The 17702-nt window shown below is 42.2% G+C and carries 15 protein-coding genes; all 15 read left to right on the top strand.

Going from position 1 to position 17702, the window contains the following annotated elements:
- Positions 1 to 44: 44 nt before the first annotated feature.
- Positions 45 to 548 (top strand): phosphatase PAP2 family protein, encoded by a 504-nt coding sequence (locus DG474_RS08330; protein ID WP_042902925.1) that lies wholly within the window; start codon positions 45 to 47, stop codon positions 546 to 548.
- A 113-nt stretch (positions 549 to 661) separates the two neighbouring features.
- Positions 662 to 1108, top strand: coding sequence for a LytTR family DNA-binding domain-containing protein (locus tag DG474_RS08325; protein ID WP_042902924.1), 447 nt, complete (start codon positions 662 to 664; stop codon positions 1106 to 1108).
- A 5-nt stretch (positions 1109 to 1113) separates the two neighbouring features.
- A complete protein-coding gene (locus tag DG474_RS08320) occupies positions 1114 to 1788 on the top strand; it encodes a LiaF transmembrane domain-containing protein (RefSeq protein WP_009729740.1) in 675 nt (224 codons plus the stop codon).
- Between the two features lie 104 nt (positions 1789 to 1892).
- Complete coding sequence (rpmB, locus tag DG474_RS08315) at positions 1893 to 2081, top strand: 50S ribosomal protein L28 (RefSeq protein ID WP_001140948.1); 189 nt, start codon at positions 1893 to 1895, stop codon at positions 2079 to 2081.
- Positions 2082 to 2233: 152 nt separating this feature from the next.
- The gene (locus DG474_RS08310) at positions 2234 to 2599 is read left to right on the top strand and encodes an Asp23/Gls24 family envelope stress response protein (RefSeq protein ID WP_042902923.1); all 366 of its coding nucleotides are present in this window, start codon (positions 2234 to 2236) and stop codon (positions 2597 to 2599) included.
- Between the two features lie 2 nt (positions 2600 to 2601).
- Positions 2602 to 4269, top strand: a complete 1668-nt coding sequence (locus DG474_RS08305; protein WP_000036688.1) for a DAK2 domain-containing protein — start codon at positions 2602 to 2604, stop codon at positions 4267 to 4269.
- 175 nt (positions 4270 to 4444) lie between these two features.
- Positions 4445 to 12592: a YSIRK-type signal peptide-containing protein gene (locus DG474_RS08300; RefSeq protein WP_255778066.1), complete on the top strand. Its 8148-nt coding sequence runs from the start codon at positions 4445 to 4447 to the stop codon at positions 12590 to 12592.
- Between the two features lie 110 nt (positions 12593 to 12702).
- Positions 12703 to 12909 (top strand): hypothetical protein, encoded by a 207-nt coding sequence (locus DG474_RS08295; RefSeq protein WP_000390738.1) that lies wholly within the window; start codon positions 12703 to 12705, stop codon positions 12907 to 12909.
- Positions 12906 to 13100, top strand: a complete 195-nt coding sequence (locus tag DG474_RS08290; RefSeq protein ID WP_070567316.1) for a hypothetical protein — start codon at positions 12906 to 12908, stop codon at positions 13098 to 13100. The genes DG474_RS08295 and DG474_RS08290 overlap by 4 nt, the downstream gene beginning before the upstream one ends.
- Positions 13087 to 13962 (top strand): ABC transporter ATP-binding protein, encoded by an 876-nt coding sequence (locus DG474_RS08285; protein ID WP_125413581.1) that lies wholly within the window; start codon positions 13087 to 13089, stop codon positions 13960 to 13962. Before DG474_RS08290 ends, DG474_RS08285 begins: the two co-directional genes overlap by 14 nt.
- 12 nt (positions 13963 to 13974) lie before the next feature.
- Positions 13975 to 14709, top strand: coding sequence for an ABC transporter permease (locus DG474_RS08280; RefSeq protein ID WP_049505402.1), 735 nt, complete (start codon positions 13975 to 13977; stop codon positions 14707 to 14709).
- A 4-nt stretch (positions 14710 to 14713) separates the two neighbouring features.
- On the top strand, positions 14714 to 15811 hold the full coding sequence (locus DG474_RS08275; protein WP_061587141.1) for a sensor histidine kinase: 1098 nt from the start codon (positions 14714 to 14716) through the stop codon (positions 15809 to 15811).
- A gap of 1 nt (position 15812) precedes the next feature.
- Positions 15813 to 16412 (top strand): response regulator transcription factor, encoded by a 600-nt coding sequence (locus tag DG474_RS08270; protein ID WP_000772065.1) that lies wholly within the window; start codon positions 15813 to 15815, stop codon positions 16410 to 16412.
- A 317-nt stretch (positions 16413 to 16729) separates the two neighbouring features.
- On the top strand, positions 16730 to 17143 hold the full coding sequence (gene rpsL / locus DG474_RS08265; RefSeq protein WP_001142332.1) for a 30S ribosomal protein S12: 414 nt from the start codon (positions 16730 to 16732) through the stop codon (positions 17141 to 17143).
- A 19-nt stretch (positions 17144 to 17162) separates the two neighbouring features.
- The gene (gene rpsG, locus DG474_RS08260) at positions 17163 to 17633 is read left to right on the top strand and encodes a 30S ribosomal protein S7 (RefSeq protein ID WP_000087873.1); all 471 of its coding nucleotides are present in this window, start codon (positions 17163 to 17165) and stop codon (positions 17631 to 17633) included.
- Positions 17634 to 17702: the final 69 nt, after the last annotated feature.

Raw genomic sequence — 17702 nt, 5'->3', positions numbered from 1 at the left:
GTCTCACCAGTAGACGAAAACAAGGTAATGAATGAGAATTATAAATGAAAAATTATCAAGAATGGTATCAAAATATCAGCTCCAGACTCACCAGCCATCCCCCTCTTTTATTTCTGTTACGCAGTTTCAATCGTTTGATGACATTCACCATGCCCCTGGTCTACCTGGCCTTGCTAGTCACCACTTACCTGCAACTAGGACTTAGTCAGCAAGTTGGGATTTATTTGTTTATCCCTGCCTCGGGCTTTGTGATCTTGTCCCTGTTTCGTAAGAAAATCAATCACCCGCGACCTTATGAAACTTGGGACATCTGTCCCCTGCTTGAAAAAGATAGCTCGGGACAGTCGATGCCCAGTCGCCATGTTTTTTCGGCAACCATCATCTCCATGGCCTGTCTGCATGCTAGTCTACCTGTTGGCTTAGCATGCTTGCTCTTCTCAGCTTTGCTGGGCTTGGTGAGGGTTTTAGGGGGCGTTCATTATCCCAAGGATGTCTTGGTTGGCTATGCTTGTGGTCTGGTGTGGGGATTCCTTTTCTTCCTATTCTGACATGTAAGTTAAGCTAGTCCTACAACCACTTACTGCTTCAAATTGACCACTTGCTTTTTTGCCCTTGTATTCCTAACTTAGCTTTGATATAGTAGAGTCAGAAAGGAGATGTGATGAAGTTACGAATTGAGATTGACGGCGATTTAGAAGAAACTGAAATTGTCATCAAGACACCCACTTTGACAGATGAAATTGCAGATTTGCAACGACTTTTGCAAGAGTCAAAGGCTCCGAGGTTGACTTTTTACAAGGGGACAGGTGAATATTATCTAGACCTGTCAGAAATTCTCTTCTTTGAAACAGAAGGGAGTAAGATTTATGCTCATAACCAGAAGGAAGCCTATGAAGTTCGCCTCAAGCTCTATGAGTTGGAGTCCATCTTGCCTCGCTATTTTAGTCGAGTGTCCAAGTCAACGATTGCAAACATCCGTCAGATTTACTCAGTGGACAAGTCCTTTTCAGGAACGGGCACCATTTCCTTTTATCAGACGCACAAGGAGGTTCATGTCTCACGGCATTACCAATCCCTCCTAAAAGAAAATCTAAGAAACATGAGGTGAAAAACATGAAAAAGAAAGCATTTGGTATTGTTTTATTGGTTTTAGCAGCTTGGATCTTGCTGCAAGGGAATTTTGGAATTCCTTCTTTAGATGGTAAAATATGGCCTTTGATTGGTATCGCCTTTTTTGCTTACCAATCAGTTGAAGCTTTGCTTCGTCGTCATCTAACATCAGCAGTTTTTACCGCTCTAGTAGCCTTAATGATTGCGAATCATTTTTATAACATTTTTCCTATTCCAAACCAGTCTTTGTTTTGGGCTAGTATATTAGCAGTGCTAGGTGTTGGTTATCTGACGCATTCAAGTAAGTTCTGGAATGAAAAAAAATGGTGGTACAATGGGAAAAAAACAGTCGTCACGGATAAGGAAGTCGCTTTTGGTAGCGGGACCTTCTATAAGCAAGATCAAGATCTCGTAGATGACCAAGTGGAAGTCGCTTTTGGGGATGCTAAAATCTACTATGATAATGCAGAGATGCTAGGTGATTTTGCAACTTTAAATATTGAAGTGGCCTTCGGGAATGCAACCGTCTATGTTCCACAACACTGGCGTGTCGATTTGAAAGTAGAAACCTCCTTTGGTGCAGCTAAGGCAGATGCTCCTGTAGCGCCAACAAACAAAACCTTGATTATCCGTGGGGAAGTTGCTTTTGGTAAACTTGGAGTTGTTTACGTTAAATAAAAAAATAGTTTAGGCCCTTGATAAATTCAAGAAAGTGTGATAACATAGTACGGTATGTGGTGCTAGCACATCCGCTATATTAGATCTAATAGGAGGAAAACACAATGGCTAAAGTATGTTACTTTACAGGTCGTAAGACTGTATCAGGAAACAACCGTTCACACGCGATGAACCAAACTAAACGTGCCGTAAAACCAAACCTTCAAAAAGTTACTGTTCTTATCGATGGTAAACCTAAAAAAGTTTGGGCTTCAGCTCGTGCTTTGAAATCAGGTAAAGTTGAACGCGTTTAATAAAAATGAAAAGACCTAACTGGTCTTTTTCTTTTGCTCTAGAGATAAAATCATTTGAAAAATAGAGTAAATATCCGCCGATACAGCATTCTGCTTTTACACTTGGGCTGAAATATGATAAAATAGAGTATCAACTAGTTGAGGTAAAAAAAATGACTGTAAAAATTAATACAAAAGATGGTCAAATCGAACTGACAGATGAAGTGATTGCAACCGTAGTAGGTGGTGCCGCAACTGAAATTTTTGGTGTGGTCGGTATGGCTAGTAAAAATGCCCTCAAAGACAATTTCCAAGCCCTTCTTGGTAAGGAAAATTATTCTAAGGGTGTTGTTATAAAAGCAGACGAAGATGGTAGCATTGCAGTTGATGTTTATACCGTATTGAGCTACGGAGTAAAGATAAGCGAAGTGTCAAAAAACATTCAAGAGCGTGTTCGTTTTAGTTTAGAAAATCAACTAGGAATTACTGCTCAGACTGTGAATGTCTACATTCAAAATATCAAAGTTGTAGGAGAATAATCGTGTCAAAAATTACTACCAGTTTATTCCAAGAGATGGTGCAGGCTGCATCAACTCGTTTGAATAAGCAAGCAGAATATGTCAATTCATTGAACGTCTTTCCAGTTCCAGATGGAGATACTGGGACAAACATGGGAATGACCATTGAAAATGGTGCGAAAGAAGTAGCAGACAAGCCTGCTTCTACAGTTGGAGAAGTAGCGAGCATTCTTGCCAAAGGGCTCTTGATGGGTGCGCGTGGGAACTCAGGGGTTATCACTTCTCAGCTCTTCCGTGGCTTCTCTCAGGCTATCAAGGAAAAAGATGAATTAACAGGTCAAGACTTGGCTCTTGCCTTCCAATCCGGTGTCGAAGTAGCTTATAAAGCGGTTATGAAACCAGTCGAAGGAACTATTTTGACTGTTTCTCGTGGTGCAGCCATTGGTGCCAAGAAAAAAGCTGAGCAAACAGATGATGCTGTTGAGGTCATGCGTGCAGCCTTGGAAGGAGCTAAAGCAGCCCTTGCTAAGACACCAGAAATGCTTCCAGTCCTTAAGGAAGTTGGTGTGGTAGACTCAGGTGGTCAAGGTTTGGTCTTCATCTATGAAGGATTCCTCTCAGCTCTTACTGGTGAATACAGTGCTTCTGAAGACTTTGTAGCGACTCCTGCCAACATGAGTGAAATGATTAATGCAGAGCACCACAAGTCTGTAGCAGGGCATGTGGCAACTGAGGATATTACCTTCGGTTACTGTACGGAGATCATGGTAGCTCTCAAACAAGGTCCAACTTATTCTAAGGACTTTGACTACGATGAATTCCGTAACTACTTGAATGACTTAGGTGACTCACTCCTTGTTGTCAACGATGATGAGATCGTCAAAGTTCACGTCCATACAGAAGATCCAGGTCTTGTCATGCAAGAAGGTCTCAAATATGGTAGCTTGATCAAGGTAAAAGTGGACAACATGCGTAACCAACACGAGGCGCAAGTTGAAAAAGAAGCGACTCAAGGAAACAAGCCTGCTGAAACAAAAGAGTATGCCCTTATCGCAGTAGTAGCTGGTCAAGGTTTAGCAGATATCTTCCGTGCTCAAGGTGTGGATTATGTTATCGAAGGTGGTCAGACGATGAACCCTTCAACAGAAGACTTTATCAAGGCTGTTGAACAGGTCAATGCTCGCAACATCATCTTCTTGCCAAACAACAAAAATATCTTTATGGCAGCTCAGTCTGCGGCTGAAGTGCTTGAACAACCTGCTGTTGTTGTAGAAGCACGTACAATTCCTCAAGGTTTGACGAGTCTTCTTGCCTTTGATCCAAGCAAATCAATCGAAGAAAACAAAGAACGTATGACTGCAGCGCTTGGTGATGTCATCAGCGGTAGTGTAACAACAGCCGTTCGTGATACAACTATCGATGGATTAGCAATTCATGAAAATGACAATCTTGGTATGGTAGATGGGAAAATCCTCGTGTCAAATCCTGACATGCACCAAACCCTGACTGAAACTTTGAAACATATGTTGGACGAAGACAGTGAAATCGTGACTTTCTATGTCGGTGAAGACGGAAGCGAAGAACTTGCCAATGAAATTGCCCAAGAAATCGCAGAAGAATTTGAAGATGTTGAAGTAGAGATTCACCAAGGTCAACAACCCGTATATCCATATCTTTTCAGTGTGGAATAATCGTGAAAATTGAATGAAAATAACAGAAGGAAGCTGGTTTTACAGCTTCCTTTTTTATGCAAATGGAGTTATAAAGAAATTTCTGTAGAAATGAACATTCTATTGGAAATTCTATTTACTATAAGTTATAATGATAAAGCTGTTATGTTAGATTAAGTATGAATATAAAGGAGAAATGATGAAGAAAAAATTTTTTAATCAATCTTTTTCCCGCTTTTCGATTAGAAAGTTAAGTGTTGGGACCTGTTCGGTATTGCTAGGAACCTTTATGGTGATGGCTACTTCACCAGTGCAAGCAGATGAAGCTCAAGTCAACAATAAGGAACAACAAACTCAGGCGGAAATTCAACAGAAGGAAAAAAGTGCTGAGAATAGGCAGGAAGTCATTTCTGAACCTCAAAAAGTGGTAACACAGAACGAAGCAGTTAAGGACCAGAAGGATAAAACTGAACCGTACAAAACAGAAGTATCTGCACCAGTTGCTCAGAGCCAACCAGTTTCACAAGTTGACAATACGAAGGAAGCGAGTCAGCCTTCTTTAGATGAGGAGAAAAAGCAATCTCTAGAATCAACTCAAACTGAGCAGAAAAGCAAGGAAGAAAGCGGTTCTAGTGGAAAAACTTCTTCAAGACGCAAGAGATCGCTAGATGAAGTCAATGCAGAATTTAAAACTCATTCGCCAATCAAAGAGATCCATGCGGTAGATAGTGTTCGTGAGTCCTTGACTTTTAGTATTACTGGGCACGAAGCAGACTATTCTGGTGGGTATATTAAAATTCATTTCCAAAATGGTAAGGCGATTAAATTGACCCCTTCTCCAGTTGGTGGTGTAAAGTTCAGCCAAGAAAAAACGAATGGAGACCTTGATTTAAAGATAGAACCTACAAATCTGAGAGGTGGAGCAAACTATAACTTCGTCTATACTTTTCAGATGGATCCTTTGACGCAGAACTGGGGAGGTGCTGTCCAAGCCATTGGGCCGGACCATAAAGTGACAGCGACTGCTAAGCTCTATGACAAAAATGGCAATGTCCTCAAAGAACTTGGAAGTATTGAACACACGTGGAAAGTCTTAGAAAACGGTGTAGGGGGTCTGACACCAATGTCTAATAATCAGGTCATTGGCTACGATCGAAACAATGATGGTATCGTTGACGAAGATTCGTCTCGTGTGTCCTTCTATCTATTTAATGGTGCGAAAGATCCTAAGAATAATACGGCAAGAAATGATTACTTCAACTATGGAAATGGTGTCTTTGATGGTCGTATGATCAATGGTATGGGGATTAGTGATGTCGGTGGCCATATTATTGATCCTGTCACATCCTATACATATAATATAGAGTTAAAAGAAGGCTATGAGTTGACAGATGAAGCCAAAGCTCTAGGATGGACTGCCGATGCGACGGGTTACCATCTGACTATTAATAGAGCAAATAATCCGCTTCAAGATATTAATAACAATAAAAACAAGCTCATTCCAATTTCTTTCAAGTTAAAGAATGCCAAAGTAGCGGATATTAATAGAAAAGCGCAAAACCTAACTGTGACGGGTATCTATACAAAAGCAGATGGGACTAGCTATCAAAATACGGTCGTTCTGCCTTATACTCTCCTTGTTCAAAAAACAGACCAGTCAGAGTCTTCTCTCTTTGAGTTTAGACACTATAATCAGTCTGACTCGGAGATAATTCGTTCTTATGGTGAAACAGAATACCGTTCTAATGTTCGACTTTCATCAGTCGCTGAGGTTGAAAAAGATTATCCTATCAATGACTACACTTTCACTCATAAAATACAGGATTCACGAGAGTCTTATCGAGAAGTAAACGTGATTGAGGAGCGTCAATGGAATGAATTTTTCTCTTCACCGGACGCATCCGTAGAAGTATACAATAAAGCTACAGGTGAGTTATTAGGTACTTTTAATAGTAACACCCGTAGTCTACGATTGACGGAAGAGCAAGATGTGAAGGAACTGGAGTACAAGTTTAAAAATATCAAGATGAGGAAGTCCTCAACAAATGATACTTCGGCATTTTTTTTCCAGACAAAAACACGTTTTAATAATTGGGAAAGTCTCTATAAAGATTCGACGATTAGTAAGTTGGATTCTAGAACGGATTCCACTTTTAACAATACTCGTAACACTGTTTCCTTCTCTCAAACTGCCTCAGCCGAATTGACGCGTGTTATCCAGCAAATTTCAATGGTTGGACGCCGTCGGACAGATGTCTTTAATCGACACACAGATGCTTCTGGTTTTAAAGAAGATTTTATCACAAGGACTGCGGGTAAAGACACCCCTACTCAGAACTTCGCAAACTTGACGGGAGTTTACCATTTAGCCTATTTGGCTGACCCTCAATTAAACTTTAGTGGAAACCTTAATTTTAAGGTCTATTATAATTACAAAGATACTGGGAAAACTCTCTACTATGCCCAAGTGAAGGGGACTCCAGACTCCCCTATGCCTCCAACGCTTTTGAAGTTGGAAAACAAAACGATTCCAAATGGGACCTATACCTATAAAGCGATTGCTTTCTGGGATGAGGAACTTCCTGACGTTCAAGCTCAGAATGGTTACGACTTGGGGGAGCTTGACGGCATTACAGTTACCTCGAAAAATTCAGTTTCTTATGACTTCGATGTGATCGTACAGGCTTCTGAAGCGAGTGGTGTCTACTCTGAAGTGAAGAGAGCTACAAATCAACACTTTGCCTACAATACCCAAGAGCACTATCCTGGTGATGAGATTGATTTCAGAGTGACCTATAAAAACGCATCTAAACAGCCGGTTTCAGACGTTTATGTTTTGTCATCCTTGCCGATGAAAGGTGATAAACAGCTAGAATCCAGAAATCGTGGTTCTGGATTTACAGTGAGTTTGACAAAAGCTTTAACACCACCTTCAGGCTGGGAAGTTCAATATAGTCGTACTGCGGGCACTGCTACAGAAATTAATGCTTCACAATGGCTCACAGCAGATCAAGTGTCGGATTGGTCAGAGATTCGTGCAGTTCGTTGGCATTCGACTGCTCCGGTTGCTGCTGGAAGTAGTGTTCAGTTTCCTATCGATGGAGCAGTTATCGGGCAAGATACTGCCTCAGGTGCTACAGCTTATCTTTCTTCGGCTCTGGCAAATGGTAGTTCCAAGTACACTGAGTCCAATAATGTTTCAATCCAAATGTCCACCAAACTGTCATCTGCAAGTTTCACCTTTGTGGATGTAAATGATCCGTCTAAGGAAGTGCAACTAGGACAGGTAGACACAGTTGTAGGCAAACCTAATGGACCAATTTCTTATGATCCTGTTCGTCGAATTAAGGAATTAGAAGATGCAGGATATGAACTGATTAGTAACGATTTTACAGATCATACCTTTGGTGACTCGGCTAGTCCAAAACAATTCAAGTTTCAGTTTAGACACAAGATTACAGAACTAACCGAAACTGTTCGTGGAACTCGCGAGGTTGATTTTGAATATCTCAAAAAAACAAACCATTCTGATTTATCACTCCTCCCTCCAAAACATGTTGAGACTCATTCGTTTACTCGAACTAAGAGAATTGATCAGGTTTTGGCGAAACGGCAACCAAATGATGCGACAGCAGGTGTGACATACTCAGCCTGGTCTGCAGACCAAACTTGGTCTCAAGTGATTTCTCCTGAAATTCCTGGCTATTATCCAAGAGAGGATATTGACGCAAACACAATGTCGGGAGAAGGAGCTCTCGATGAATATTTATTGACCGCGGATGATCCTAGAGATGAAGAGTTGGAAAAAGAATTTACCTGGTATCGGGTGGTGTATTATATTCGGATTCCAGTTGTCCCTTCAGCAAGTGCAGCGAAATCGAAAGGCCTTCAAGGGCAGAAGCAGGCAGCAACGATTCACTTTGATGCAGATAGAGCAAGCGAGAGTGAGGTTCACTTTACAAAAGGGACAACAACCATTAATGGAGCAAAGAAATCCGTTGAACTAGTCCAAAGTAGTGTCTTTCTTTATGATGAGAATGGACAAAAGGTAACTTCGCTAACCATTGCCGACCAAGGGACATACGATTTAGATCTTGTAAATAAAACAATTGTTTTTACTCCTCTGAAAGCCTTCTATGGTCCAGCAACTCCAGTTCAAGTTGGAGTGGTGGATAAAAATGGAGAGTCGGCTGTAACGACCTATACCCCAGTTGTTGAGAAAGTAACGCCAACTGGTACAGGTGATAAGACAGAAGGTCTGCAAGGTCAGGTCCAAGAAGGTAAAGTGACCTTCACTCCAGGCCATGACTCAGTTCCATTCCCAGCTGATTCAACTCCACTATTTGACAATGGTACAACTGTGAAAGAAGTGCCAAATGTTGGTAAGTTCGAAGTGGACGCAGACGGTAAGGTGACCTTCACTCCTGATAAACAGTTCAAGGGTGAAACACCGGAGCTCGAATTGACTCGTGTGGATGCTAGCGGAACTCCAGTTACCGTTAAGTACCAAGCGGTGGTGAAAGAAGTAGTTCCAACCAGCACTAACGCAACCAGCACAGGTCCTCAAGGTGTCCCACAAACAGGAGCCCCAACTTTCCAAGGTGGCGACCCACTGGTTCCAATCGATGATACGAAACCAATGACTTTCGAAGATGGTCAGTCAACGAAGACAGTTCTAGGTGTGGGTGTGTATACCATTAACCTAGATGGATCTATTACCTTTACGCCGGATAAGAAATACTTCGGAACTCCAGATCCAGTAACAGTTAAACGAGTTGATAAGAACAGTACCTCAGTCACTGCGACTTATACCCCAACAGTGACCAAGGTAACACCAACAGGAACTGGCGCAACTAGCATGGGTCCTCAAGGTGTCCCACAAACCGGCACACCAACGTTTAAAGGTGGTGACCCATTAGTTCCAATCGATGAAACAGTCGAGCCAACCTTCGAAGATGGAAGCAAAGAGAAGTCTATTCCAGGTCAAGGAACCTACACGATTACACCAGACGGTACAGTGACCTTCACACCAGACAAACAGTTTGTTGGAAACCCAGATCCAGTCACAGTGAAACGTGTGGATAAGAATGGCACTCCAGTCACTGCGACTTACAGTCCAGAGTTTACGAAAGTAACACCAACTGGTTCAGGTGATAAGACAGAAGGACTTCAAGGTCAGGTCCAAGAAGGCAAAGTGACCTTCACTCCAGGCCATGCCTCAGTTCCATTCCCAGCTGATTCGACTCCACTATTTGACAATGGTACAACTGTGAAAGAAGTACCAAATGTTGGTAAGTTCGAAGTGGACGCAGACGGTAAGGTGACCTTCACTCCTGATAAACAGTTCAAGGGCGAAACACCAGAGCTTGAATTGACTCGTGTGGATGCCAATGGAACTCCTGTTACAGTCAAGTACCAAGCAGTGGTGAAAGAAGTAGTTCCAACTAGCACTAACGCAACCAGCACAGGTCCTCAGGGTGTTCCTCAAACAGGCACCCCAACCTTCCAAGGTGGCGACCCACTGGTTCCAATCGATGAAACAGTTGAGCCAACCTTCGCAGATGGAAGCAAAGAGAAATCTATTCCCGGTCAAGGAACTTACACGATTGCGCCAGACGGAACAGTAACCTTCACTCCAGACAAGCAGTTTGTAGGCAAACCAGATCCAGTCACAGTCAAACGCGTAGATAAGAATGGCACCCCGGTAACTGCGACATATACCCCAACAGTGACCAAGGTAACCCCAATAGGAACTAACGCAAACAGCACAGGTCCTCAAGGACTTCCACAAACTGGTACTCCAAGCTTCCAAGGCGGTGATTCACTGATTCCAATCGATGAAACAGTTGAGCCAATCTTCGCAGATGGTAGCAAAGAGAAATCTATTTCAGGTCAAGGAACTTACACGATTTCACCAGATGGAACTGTAACTTTCACGCCAGACAAGCAGTTTGTTGGAAACCCAACTCCGGTCACAGTCAAACGTGTAGATAAGAATGGCACCCCAGTTACTGCGACTTACAGTCCAGAGTTTACTAAGGTAACTCCGACTGGTTCAGGTGATAAGACAGAGGGTCTGCAAGGTCAAGTACAAGAAGGTAAAGTGACCTTCACTCCAGGCCATGACTCAGTTCCATTCCCAGCTGATTCAACTCCACTATTTGACAATGGTACAACCGTGAAAGAAGTGCTAAATGTTGGTAAGTTCGAAGTGGACGCAGACGGTAAGGTGACCTTCACTCCTGATAAACAGTTCAAGGGTGAAACACCAGAACTTGAATTGACTCGTGTGGATGTCAACGGAACTCCTGTTACTGTCAAGTACCAAGCGGTGGTGAAAGAAGTAGTTCCAACCAGCACTAACGCAACCAGCACAGGTCCTCAAGGTGTTCCACAAACAGGTACCCCAACCTTCCAAGGTGGTGACCCACTGGTTCCGATCGATGAAGCAGTTGAGCCAACCTTCGAAGATGGAAGCAAAGAGAAGTCTATTCCAGGTCAAGGGACTTACACGATTGCACCAGACGGAACTGTAACTTTCACTCCAGACAAACAGTTTGTTGGAAACCCAACTCCAGTCACAGTCAAACGCGTAGATAAGAATGGCACCCCAGTCACTGCAACTTATAGTCCAGAGTTTACGAAAGTAACACCAACTGGTACAGGAGATAAGACAGAAGGTCTGCAAGGACAGGTCCAAGAAGGTAAAGTGACCTTCACTCCAGGCCATGACTCAGTTCCATTCCCAACTGATTCAACTCCACTATTTGACAATGGTACAACTGTGAAAGAAGTGCCAAATGTTGGTAAGTTCGAAGTGGACGCAGACGGTAAGGTGACCTTCACTCCTGATAAACAGTTCAAGGGTGAAACACCAGAACTTGAATTGACTCGTGTGGATGCCAACGGAACTCCTGTTACAGTCAAGTACCAAGCAGTAGTGAAAGAAGTAGTTCCAACCAGCACTAATGCAACCAGCACAGGTCCTCAGGGTGTTCCACAAACAGGCACTCCAAGCTTCCAAGGTGGTGATCCACTGGTTCCAATCGATGAAACAGTTGAACCAACCTTCGAAGATGGAAGCAAAGAGAAGTCTATTCCAGGTCAAGGAACTTACACGATTGCATCAAATGGAACTGTAACTTTCACGCCAGACAAACAGTTTGTTGGAAACCCAGATCCAGTTACAGTGAAACGTGTGGATAAGAATGGCACCCCAGTTACTGCGACTTACAGCCCAGAGTTTACTAAGGTGACTCCAACTGGTAAAGATACTTCTTCAGTTAACATTAAGGGTCTTGTTCAAACAGGTACGCCAACATTTGAAGGTGGTAATCCGCTTGTTCCAATCGATGAAACTGTGGCGGCGACATTTGAAGATGGAACAACTGAAAAAGTGATTCCAGGTGAAGGAACTTACTTAATCTCACCAGATGGCATCGTCACCTTCACTCCAGAAGCTAATTTTGTAGGAAAAGGAACAGGCGTAACGATTGTCCGCAAGGATAAGAATGGTACTCCAGTTACTGCAAGCTATCGCCCAACAGTTGTAGATCCATCTACTGGTCATGACACGACTTCTACAGGAGCAAAAGGCCAACCACAAGTGGCAACACCAACGTTTGAAAGACATATCGATAGTACAGTTCCACCAACCTTTGAGGATGGCAGCACGACTATGGTTGTTCCGGGTGAAGGAAGCTATACAATTGATAAAGATGGTCAAATTACCTTTACTCCAGAACCAGACTTTGTTGGTACAGCTAAAGGATTGGTTGTGAAACGTCTGGATATGTATGGAAATGTAGTTACTGCTCGCTACACACCAACTGTCCTTGGACAAACACAAGTGAGTGATGCGACATCAGAAGGTCTTAAAGGTCAAACTCAGACTGGTAAACCAAACTTTACAGGTGATGTCGATCTGACAGTTCCGCCAACCTTTGAAGATGGAACAACTGAAAAAGTCGTTCCAGGTGAAGGAACTTATGTAATCTCACCAGATGGCACCGTCACCTTTACCCCTGAGGCAGACTTTGTAGGACAAGCCAAAGGTGTGAAAGTGATCCGTAAAGACCGTAATGGAAATATCATTTCAGGATTCTATACTCCAACAGTAGTAGAACTTCCAGAGCAAGTGAAGCCGTCTGATAAAAAAGAACTTTCAGTACCTGATTCGAAACCAGATCAATTGACCCAAAACATCTCTGTAGAAAAAAATCAACTTCCAAATACAGGAAGTCAAGAAGATGGTTTGAAAAATCTAGGAATTCTGACAGCCCTAGCAGGTGCCATGACACTTGGATTGCTAGGTAAAAAGAAACGAAACGATGAATCAGACTAATCATTTTTAAGAACCGAGAAATCGGTTCTTTTTTATGACATTTGTCATATTTCCTAGTGACAGAAGCATCTAGCTCAGTTAACTTCAAAGGACTATAATTGAAGTATGAAATGGAGGAAGAAAAAATGAAAAATAAAATGATTGTCGCAGTGAGTTTAGTAGCAGCAGGAGTTATGACCTATCTCATGTTTTCAGGATTGGACGAGGGTTTCTATCATTTTCCTTGGGAGCTCTTTGCTGGCTTTGGAATGATGTCTTGGCTTGTCAGAGAAGGTTTGAAATTAGTCAGAGATGTAAAAAAGGAGTTTGAGGAATGAAAAAAGCAATCATCTGTCTCTTTATCGGCCTGTCACTCTTGGTATGGTTAGTGGAAATGTTTACTGGTTGGTTTGACCAAACCGTGCTTCGCCAATTTATTCGTGGTGCTTGGGGTTTTGGGTTTATGATTTTCGTCGTTTTCCCTATGGGAATGAAGTGGTTGAAAGGAGAATCTCATGACTGTGATTAAAGTTGAGAAATTGAGTAAGAAAATAAAAGACAAGGAGATCTTGCGGAACATCTCCTTTGAAATCAACGATGGTGAATGTGTCGCCTTGATCGGACCTAACGGAGCAGGTAAGACGACCTTGATTGATTGCCTCTTGGGCGACAAGTTCGTGAGCTCAGGTCAGATAGCTATTCAAGGCTTTGCACCAACAGATCCTCGATTAAAGCAGCTTATTTCTATCTTACCTCAAGAAAATACGGTGGTTCAAGACTTGAAAGTGAAAGAACTCTTATCCTTCTTTCAATCAATCTATCCAAACAGTCTCTCCAATCAAGAAATTGATGACTTGCTGAGATTTTCGGACAAACAGAAAAATCAGCTGGCGGGCAAGTTGTCTGGTGGGCAAAAACGTTTGTTCTCTTTCGTGTTGGCTTTAATCGGTCGTCCGAAAATTCTATTTTTGGACGAACCAACTGCTGCCATGGATACCTCGACACGTCAGCATTTTTGGGAAATTGTCAATCGGTTAAAGAAAAATGGTGTCACCATTGTCTATTCTTCTCACTATATCGAAGAGGTAGAACATACGGCTGACCGCATTTTGGTGCTCCATAAGGGAGAATTGATTCGCGATACGACGCCTTATGCTATGCGTGGTGAAGAACAGGAAAAACACTTTACCGTGCCTCTAACTTATCAGGAAGTTATCAGCACTTTGGACCAGGTTCAAGAGCTTGAAATCAAGCAAAATGCTCTTTCCTTCACAACCAAAGAAGCCAGCCAGGTATGGAAAGTCTTGCAAGAACAGGGCTGCATGATCGAAGAAATTGAAGTTCGCAATCGAACTCTCTTAGACAGTATCTTCGAAACGACTCAAGACTAAAGGAGATTGACGATGAAAAATATGACAAGTCTCATGAAAGTGGAAATCATTCTGATGAAACGGCAAGCCATCTACTACTTGCTATCCATCGGACTTCCAAGTGTGTTTTACCTTATTTTCTCTGGTATGATGTCAGGATCAGACATTCCAGAAATTGCTCTTCAAGCCTATCTCTTTGCCATGACGCTCTTTAGTATCATGTCAAGTGCTTTTTTCAGTATCCCTAGCACACTCGAGTCTGATAAGACAAACAACTGGCAAAAATTGATTCAACATTCTCCTGTATCTATGGTAGAATATTATGTATCAAAACTGTTCAGCACCCTACTGACTTTCTTGTTATCAATTATTGTTGTCTTTTCGGTTGGCCATTTTGTCCGTGGAGTGACTCTGCCTTGGCTTGATTGGTTGGTAATCGGAGTTATGTTACTGGTCGGAAGCGTGGTCTTTATCAGTATGGGTGTCTTGGTGAGCTTGCTACCCAGTGCTCAACTGATGACGGTTGTTGGAAATATTGCCTATATTGCTTTGGCTGTCCTAGGTGGACTGTGGTTCCCCTTGGATTCCTTCCCAGAATGGCTTCAATCTATTGGAAAGCTGACTCCAACCTATCAACTGATGCAGGTCGTCTCTACTTATTTGGAACACCATGAATTTAACATTCTTGCTGCCTTGGTTGTACTAGGTTATACAGTTTTCTTTGGTGTATTGGTCATTCAACTGAAAAAACGGATTGAGGTAAAATAAATCTATGTTGGAAAAATTTAAAAACATTCATTATATGTTTCATATTTCAATTGTGTTTATCATCTTTCCTATAGCGGGTGTCATCGTTGGAGATTACCCGCTTTTAACCTTGCTATGGACCCTACTATTTGTACTTGCCTTCTATTCGGTTTTAATCAGTCAGAATCGCACCGTGCAGTGGCTAGCATGGTGGTCCATGCTTGTCTACATTTTTTATACATCTGTTTGGCTAAGTTCAGGTTTCACATGGTTTATCTTTTATTTATCCAATCTCCTTATTTATGAGCTGGATGAGATTTCTTTTCACTCTTGGCGTTTTGTCAGTTTTATTGTCCTGCAACCATTTATTCTGACCGGAATCTATATGGTCAATCATGTTAGTCCCTGGCAGCTACTCTTTTTCTTGGTGACCTTTATCTTTTCCGATGCAATGACCTTTGGTCTTTATCGAATTCGATTGTCGGAGGACATAAAAGAAGAAAAGATGAAACAAAATGCCAAGCTCAATCTTTTCTTGGCTGAAAACGAACGCAGTCGTATCGGTCAGGATCTCCATGACAGCCTAGGTCATACCTTTGCCATGTTGAGTGTGAAGACGGACCTTGCCCTCCAGCTTCTTCAAATGCAGGCCTATCCTCAAGTGGAAAAAGAATTAAAAGAAATTCATCAAATCAGTAAAGAATCCATGAATGAAGTCCGTACAATTATCGAAAATCTTAAAACAAGAACCCTTGCTTCCGAGTTTGCGACTGTTAAAAAAATGCTGGAAATTGCAGGAATTGAAACGGAAATCAATCACCAACTAGATACAGCTAGCCTAACTCAGGAATTAGAATCAACGGCCTCCATGATTTTGCTTGAGTTAGTGACCAACATCATCAAGCATGCTAAAGCATCGAAAGCTTACTTGAAATTAGAACGAACTGAGAAAGAACTCATCCTAACAGTGAGAGATGATGGCTGTGGCTTTGCTTCACTAAAAGGAGATGAACTCCATACCGTTCGAGACCGTGTCCTTCCTTTTTCAGGAGAAGTAAAGGTGATCATTCAGAAACATCCGACTGAAGTGCAGGTTCGGCTACCTTATAAGGAGAGAAATTAAGATGAAATTACTTGTTGCAGAAGATCAAAGTATGTTGCGAGATGCTATGTGCCAGTTGCTTACCTTTCAACCAGATGTAGAGTCTGTCCTACAAGCCAAGGATGGCCAAGAAGCAATCCAACTCTTAGAAAAGGAGTCTGTAGATATCGCCATTCTTGACGTAGAAATGCCTGTTAAGACAGGCCTCGAAGTCTTGGAGTGGATACGAGCAGAAAAGCTAGAAACAAAGGTGGTTGTGGTGACGACCTTCAAACGTCCCGGATATTTTGAACGTGCGGTCAAGGCTGGAGTGGATGCTTATGTCTTAAAAGAAAGAAGCATTGCAGACCTCATGCAAACCTTGCATACTGTTCTCGAAGGACGCAAGGAATATTCGCCTGAATTGATGGAAGTGGTGATGACGCACCCCAATCCGTTAACAGAGCAAGAAATCGCTGTTTTAAAGGGAATCGCTCAGGGTTTGTCTAATCAAGAAATCGCGGATCAGCTTTATCTATCAAATGGAACCGTCCGAAACTATGTCACCAATATTCTTTCGAAACTAGATGCTGGTAATCGAACAGAGGCAGCCAACATTGCAAAAGAATCTGGTTGGCTTTGATAAGAAGGGTTAAAAAATTCCGAAACGATAACTTGAATCAAAGGAAATCCATACTAGAAAGGAGGAGGTAAATCGCCTCCTTTTCTGGTTTAGAAAAGCGGTGAAAGCTAGTGTCAAAGAGTTAAAAGATCAGAATAAAAACGAAAAAATATTGACAAGGATAGAAAAAATGTGTTACAATAATAGACGGTACTTTTTACTTTTGGTCTCTCAAAAGTGTACAGGGACGTGCTGACAAATGTTGCAAAAGTACACACAGATGGTAGCTGTCACCAAGTGTATCATCACCAAAAATAAAAAAACACAGGAGAATGTAGATGCCTACAATTAACCAATTGGTTCGCAAACCGCGTAAATCAAAAGTAGAAAAATCTAAATCACCAGCTTTGAACGTTGGTTACAACAGTCATAAAAAAGTTCAAACAAACGTTTCTTCACCACAAAAACGTGGTGTTGCAACTCGTGTGGGAACAATGACACCTAAAAAACCTAACTCTGCCCTTCGTAAATTTGCTCGTGTACGTTTGAGCAACCTTATCGAAGTTACTGCCTACATCCCAGGTATCGGACACAACTTGCAAGAGCACAGCGTGGTGCTTCTTCGTGGTGGACGTGTAAAAGACCTTCCTGGGGTACGTTACCATATCGTCCGTGGTGCACTTGATACTGCAGGTGTTAACGATCGTAAACAAGGCCGTTCTAAATACGGTACTAAACGTCCAAAAGCATAAGGAAAGGGGATAAAGAGAAATGAGTCGTAAAAATAGAGCTCCAAAACGTGACGTATTGCCAGATCCGCTTTACAATTCACAACTAGTTACTCGTCTTATCAACCGCGTTATGCTTGATGGTAAACGTGGTACAGCTGCTTCAATCGTTTACGGTGCTTTTGAGCAAATCAAAGAAGCTACTGGTAACGATGCACTTGAGGTATTTGAAACAGCTATGGAAAACATCATGCCTGTACTTGAAGTACGTGCACGTCGTGTTGGTGGATCTAACTACCAAGTCCCAGTTGAAGTTCGTCCAGAACGCCGTACAACACTTGGACTTCGTTGGTTGGTAACCATCGCTCGCCTTCGTGGTGAACACACAATGCAAGACCGTCTTGCAAAAGAAATCTTGGATGCTGCGAACAACACAGGTGCAGCAGTTAAGAAACGTGAAGACACTCACCGTATGGCTGAAGCTAACCGTGCCTTCGCACACTTCCGTTGGTAAGGTTAAGATACTAAGGGCGTTAAAAAAGCGACTGAAAATTAGGAAGCTTGACGCAGAATCAAAGATTCT

It is taken from the genome of Streptococcus oralis (genome assembly GCF_024399415.1).
Lineage (GTDB): Bacteria > Bacillota > Bacilli > Lactobacillales > Streptococcaceae > Streptococcus > Streptococcus oralis_CS.
The sequence above is the reverse complement of the archived record's forward strand: the minus strand, read 5'-3'. Positions and strand labels throughout refer to the sequence as shown.

What these genes read in the sequence shown, in the direction of transcription:
- DG474_RS08330 (WP_042902925.1), top strand. Translation starts at nt 45, where the DNA reads ATGAAAAATTATCAAGAATGGTATCAAAATATCAGCTCCAGACTCACC.
- DG474_RS08325 (WP_042902924.1), top strand. Translation starts at nt 662, where the DNA reads ATGAAGTTACGAATTGAGATTGACGGCGATTTAGAAGAAACTGAAATT.
- DG474_RS08320 (WP_009729740.1), top strand. Translation starts at nt 1,114, where the DNA reads ATGAAAAAGAAAGCATTTGGTATTGTTTTATTGGTTTTAGCAGCTTGG.
- rpmB (WP_001140948.1), top strand. Translation starts at nt 1,893, where the DNA reads ATGGCTAAAGTATGTTACTTTACAGGTCGTAAGACTGTATCAGGAAAC.
- DG474_RS08310 (WP_042902923.1), top strand. Translation starts at nt 2,234, where the DNA reads ATGACTGTAAAAATTAATACAAAAGATGGTCAAATCGAACTGACAGAT.
- DG474_RS08300 (WP_255778066.1), top strand. Translation starts at nt 4,445, where the DNA reads ATGATGAAGAAAAAATTTTTTAATCAATCTTTTTCCCGCTTTTCGATT.
- DG474_RS08295 (WP_000390738.1), top strand. Translation starts at nt 12,703, where the DNA reads ATGGAGGAAGAAAAAATGAAAAATAAAATGATTGTCGCAGTGAGTTTA.
- DG474_RS08290 (WP_070567316.1), top strand. Translation starts at nt 12,906, where the DNA reads ATGAAAAAAGCAATCATCTGTCTCTTTATCGGCCTGTCACTCTTGGTA.
- DG474_RS08285 (WP_125413581.1), top strand. Translation starts at nt 13,087, where the DNA reads ATGACTGTGATTAAAGTTGAGAAATTGAGTAAGAAAATAAAAGACAAG.
- DG474_RS08280 (WP_049505402.1), top strand. Translation starts at nt 13,975, where the DNA reads ATGAAAAATATGACAAGTCTCATGAAAGTGGAAATCATTCTGATGAAA.
- DG474_RS08275 (WP_061587141.1), top strand. Translation starts at nt 14,714, where the DNA reads ATGTTGGAAAAATTTAAAAACATTCATTATATGTTTCATATTTCAATT.
- DG474_RS08270 (WP_000772065.1), top strand. Translation starts at nt 15,813, where the DNA reads ATGAAATTACTTGTTGCAGAAGATCAAAGTATGTTGCGAGATGCTATG.
- rpsL (WP_001142332.1), top strand. Translation starts at nt 16,730, where the DNA reads ATGCCTACAATTAACCAATTGGTTCGCAAACCGCGTAAATCAAAAGTA.
- rpsG (WP_000087873.1), top strand. Translation starts at nt 17,163, where the DNA reads ATGAGTCGTAAAAATAGAGCTCCAAAACGTGACGTATTGCCAGATCCG.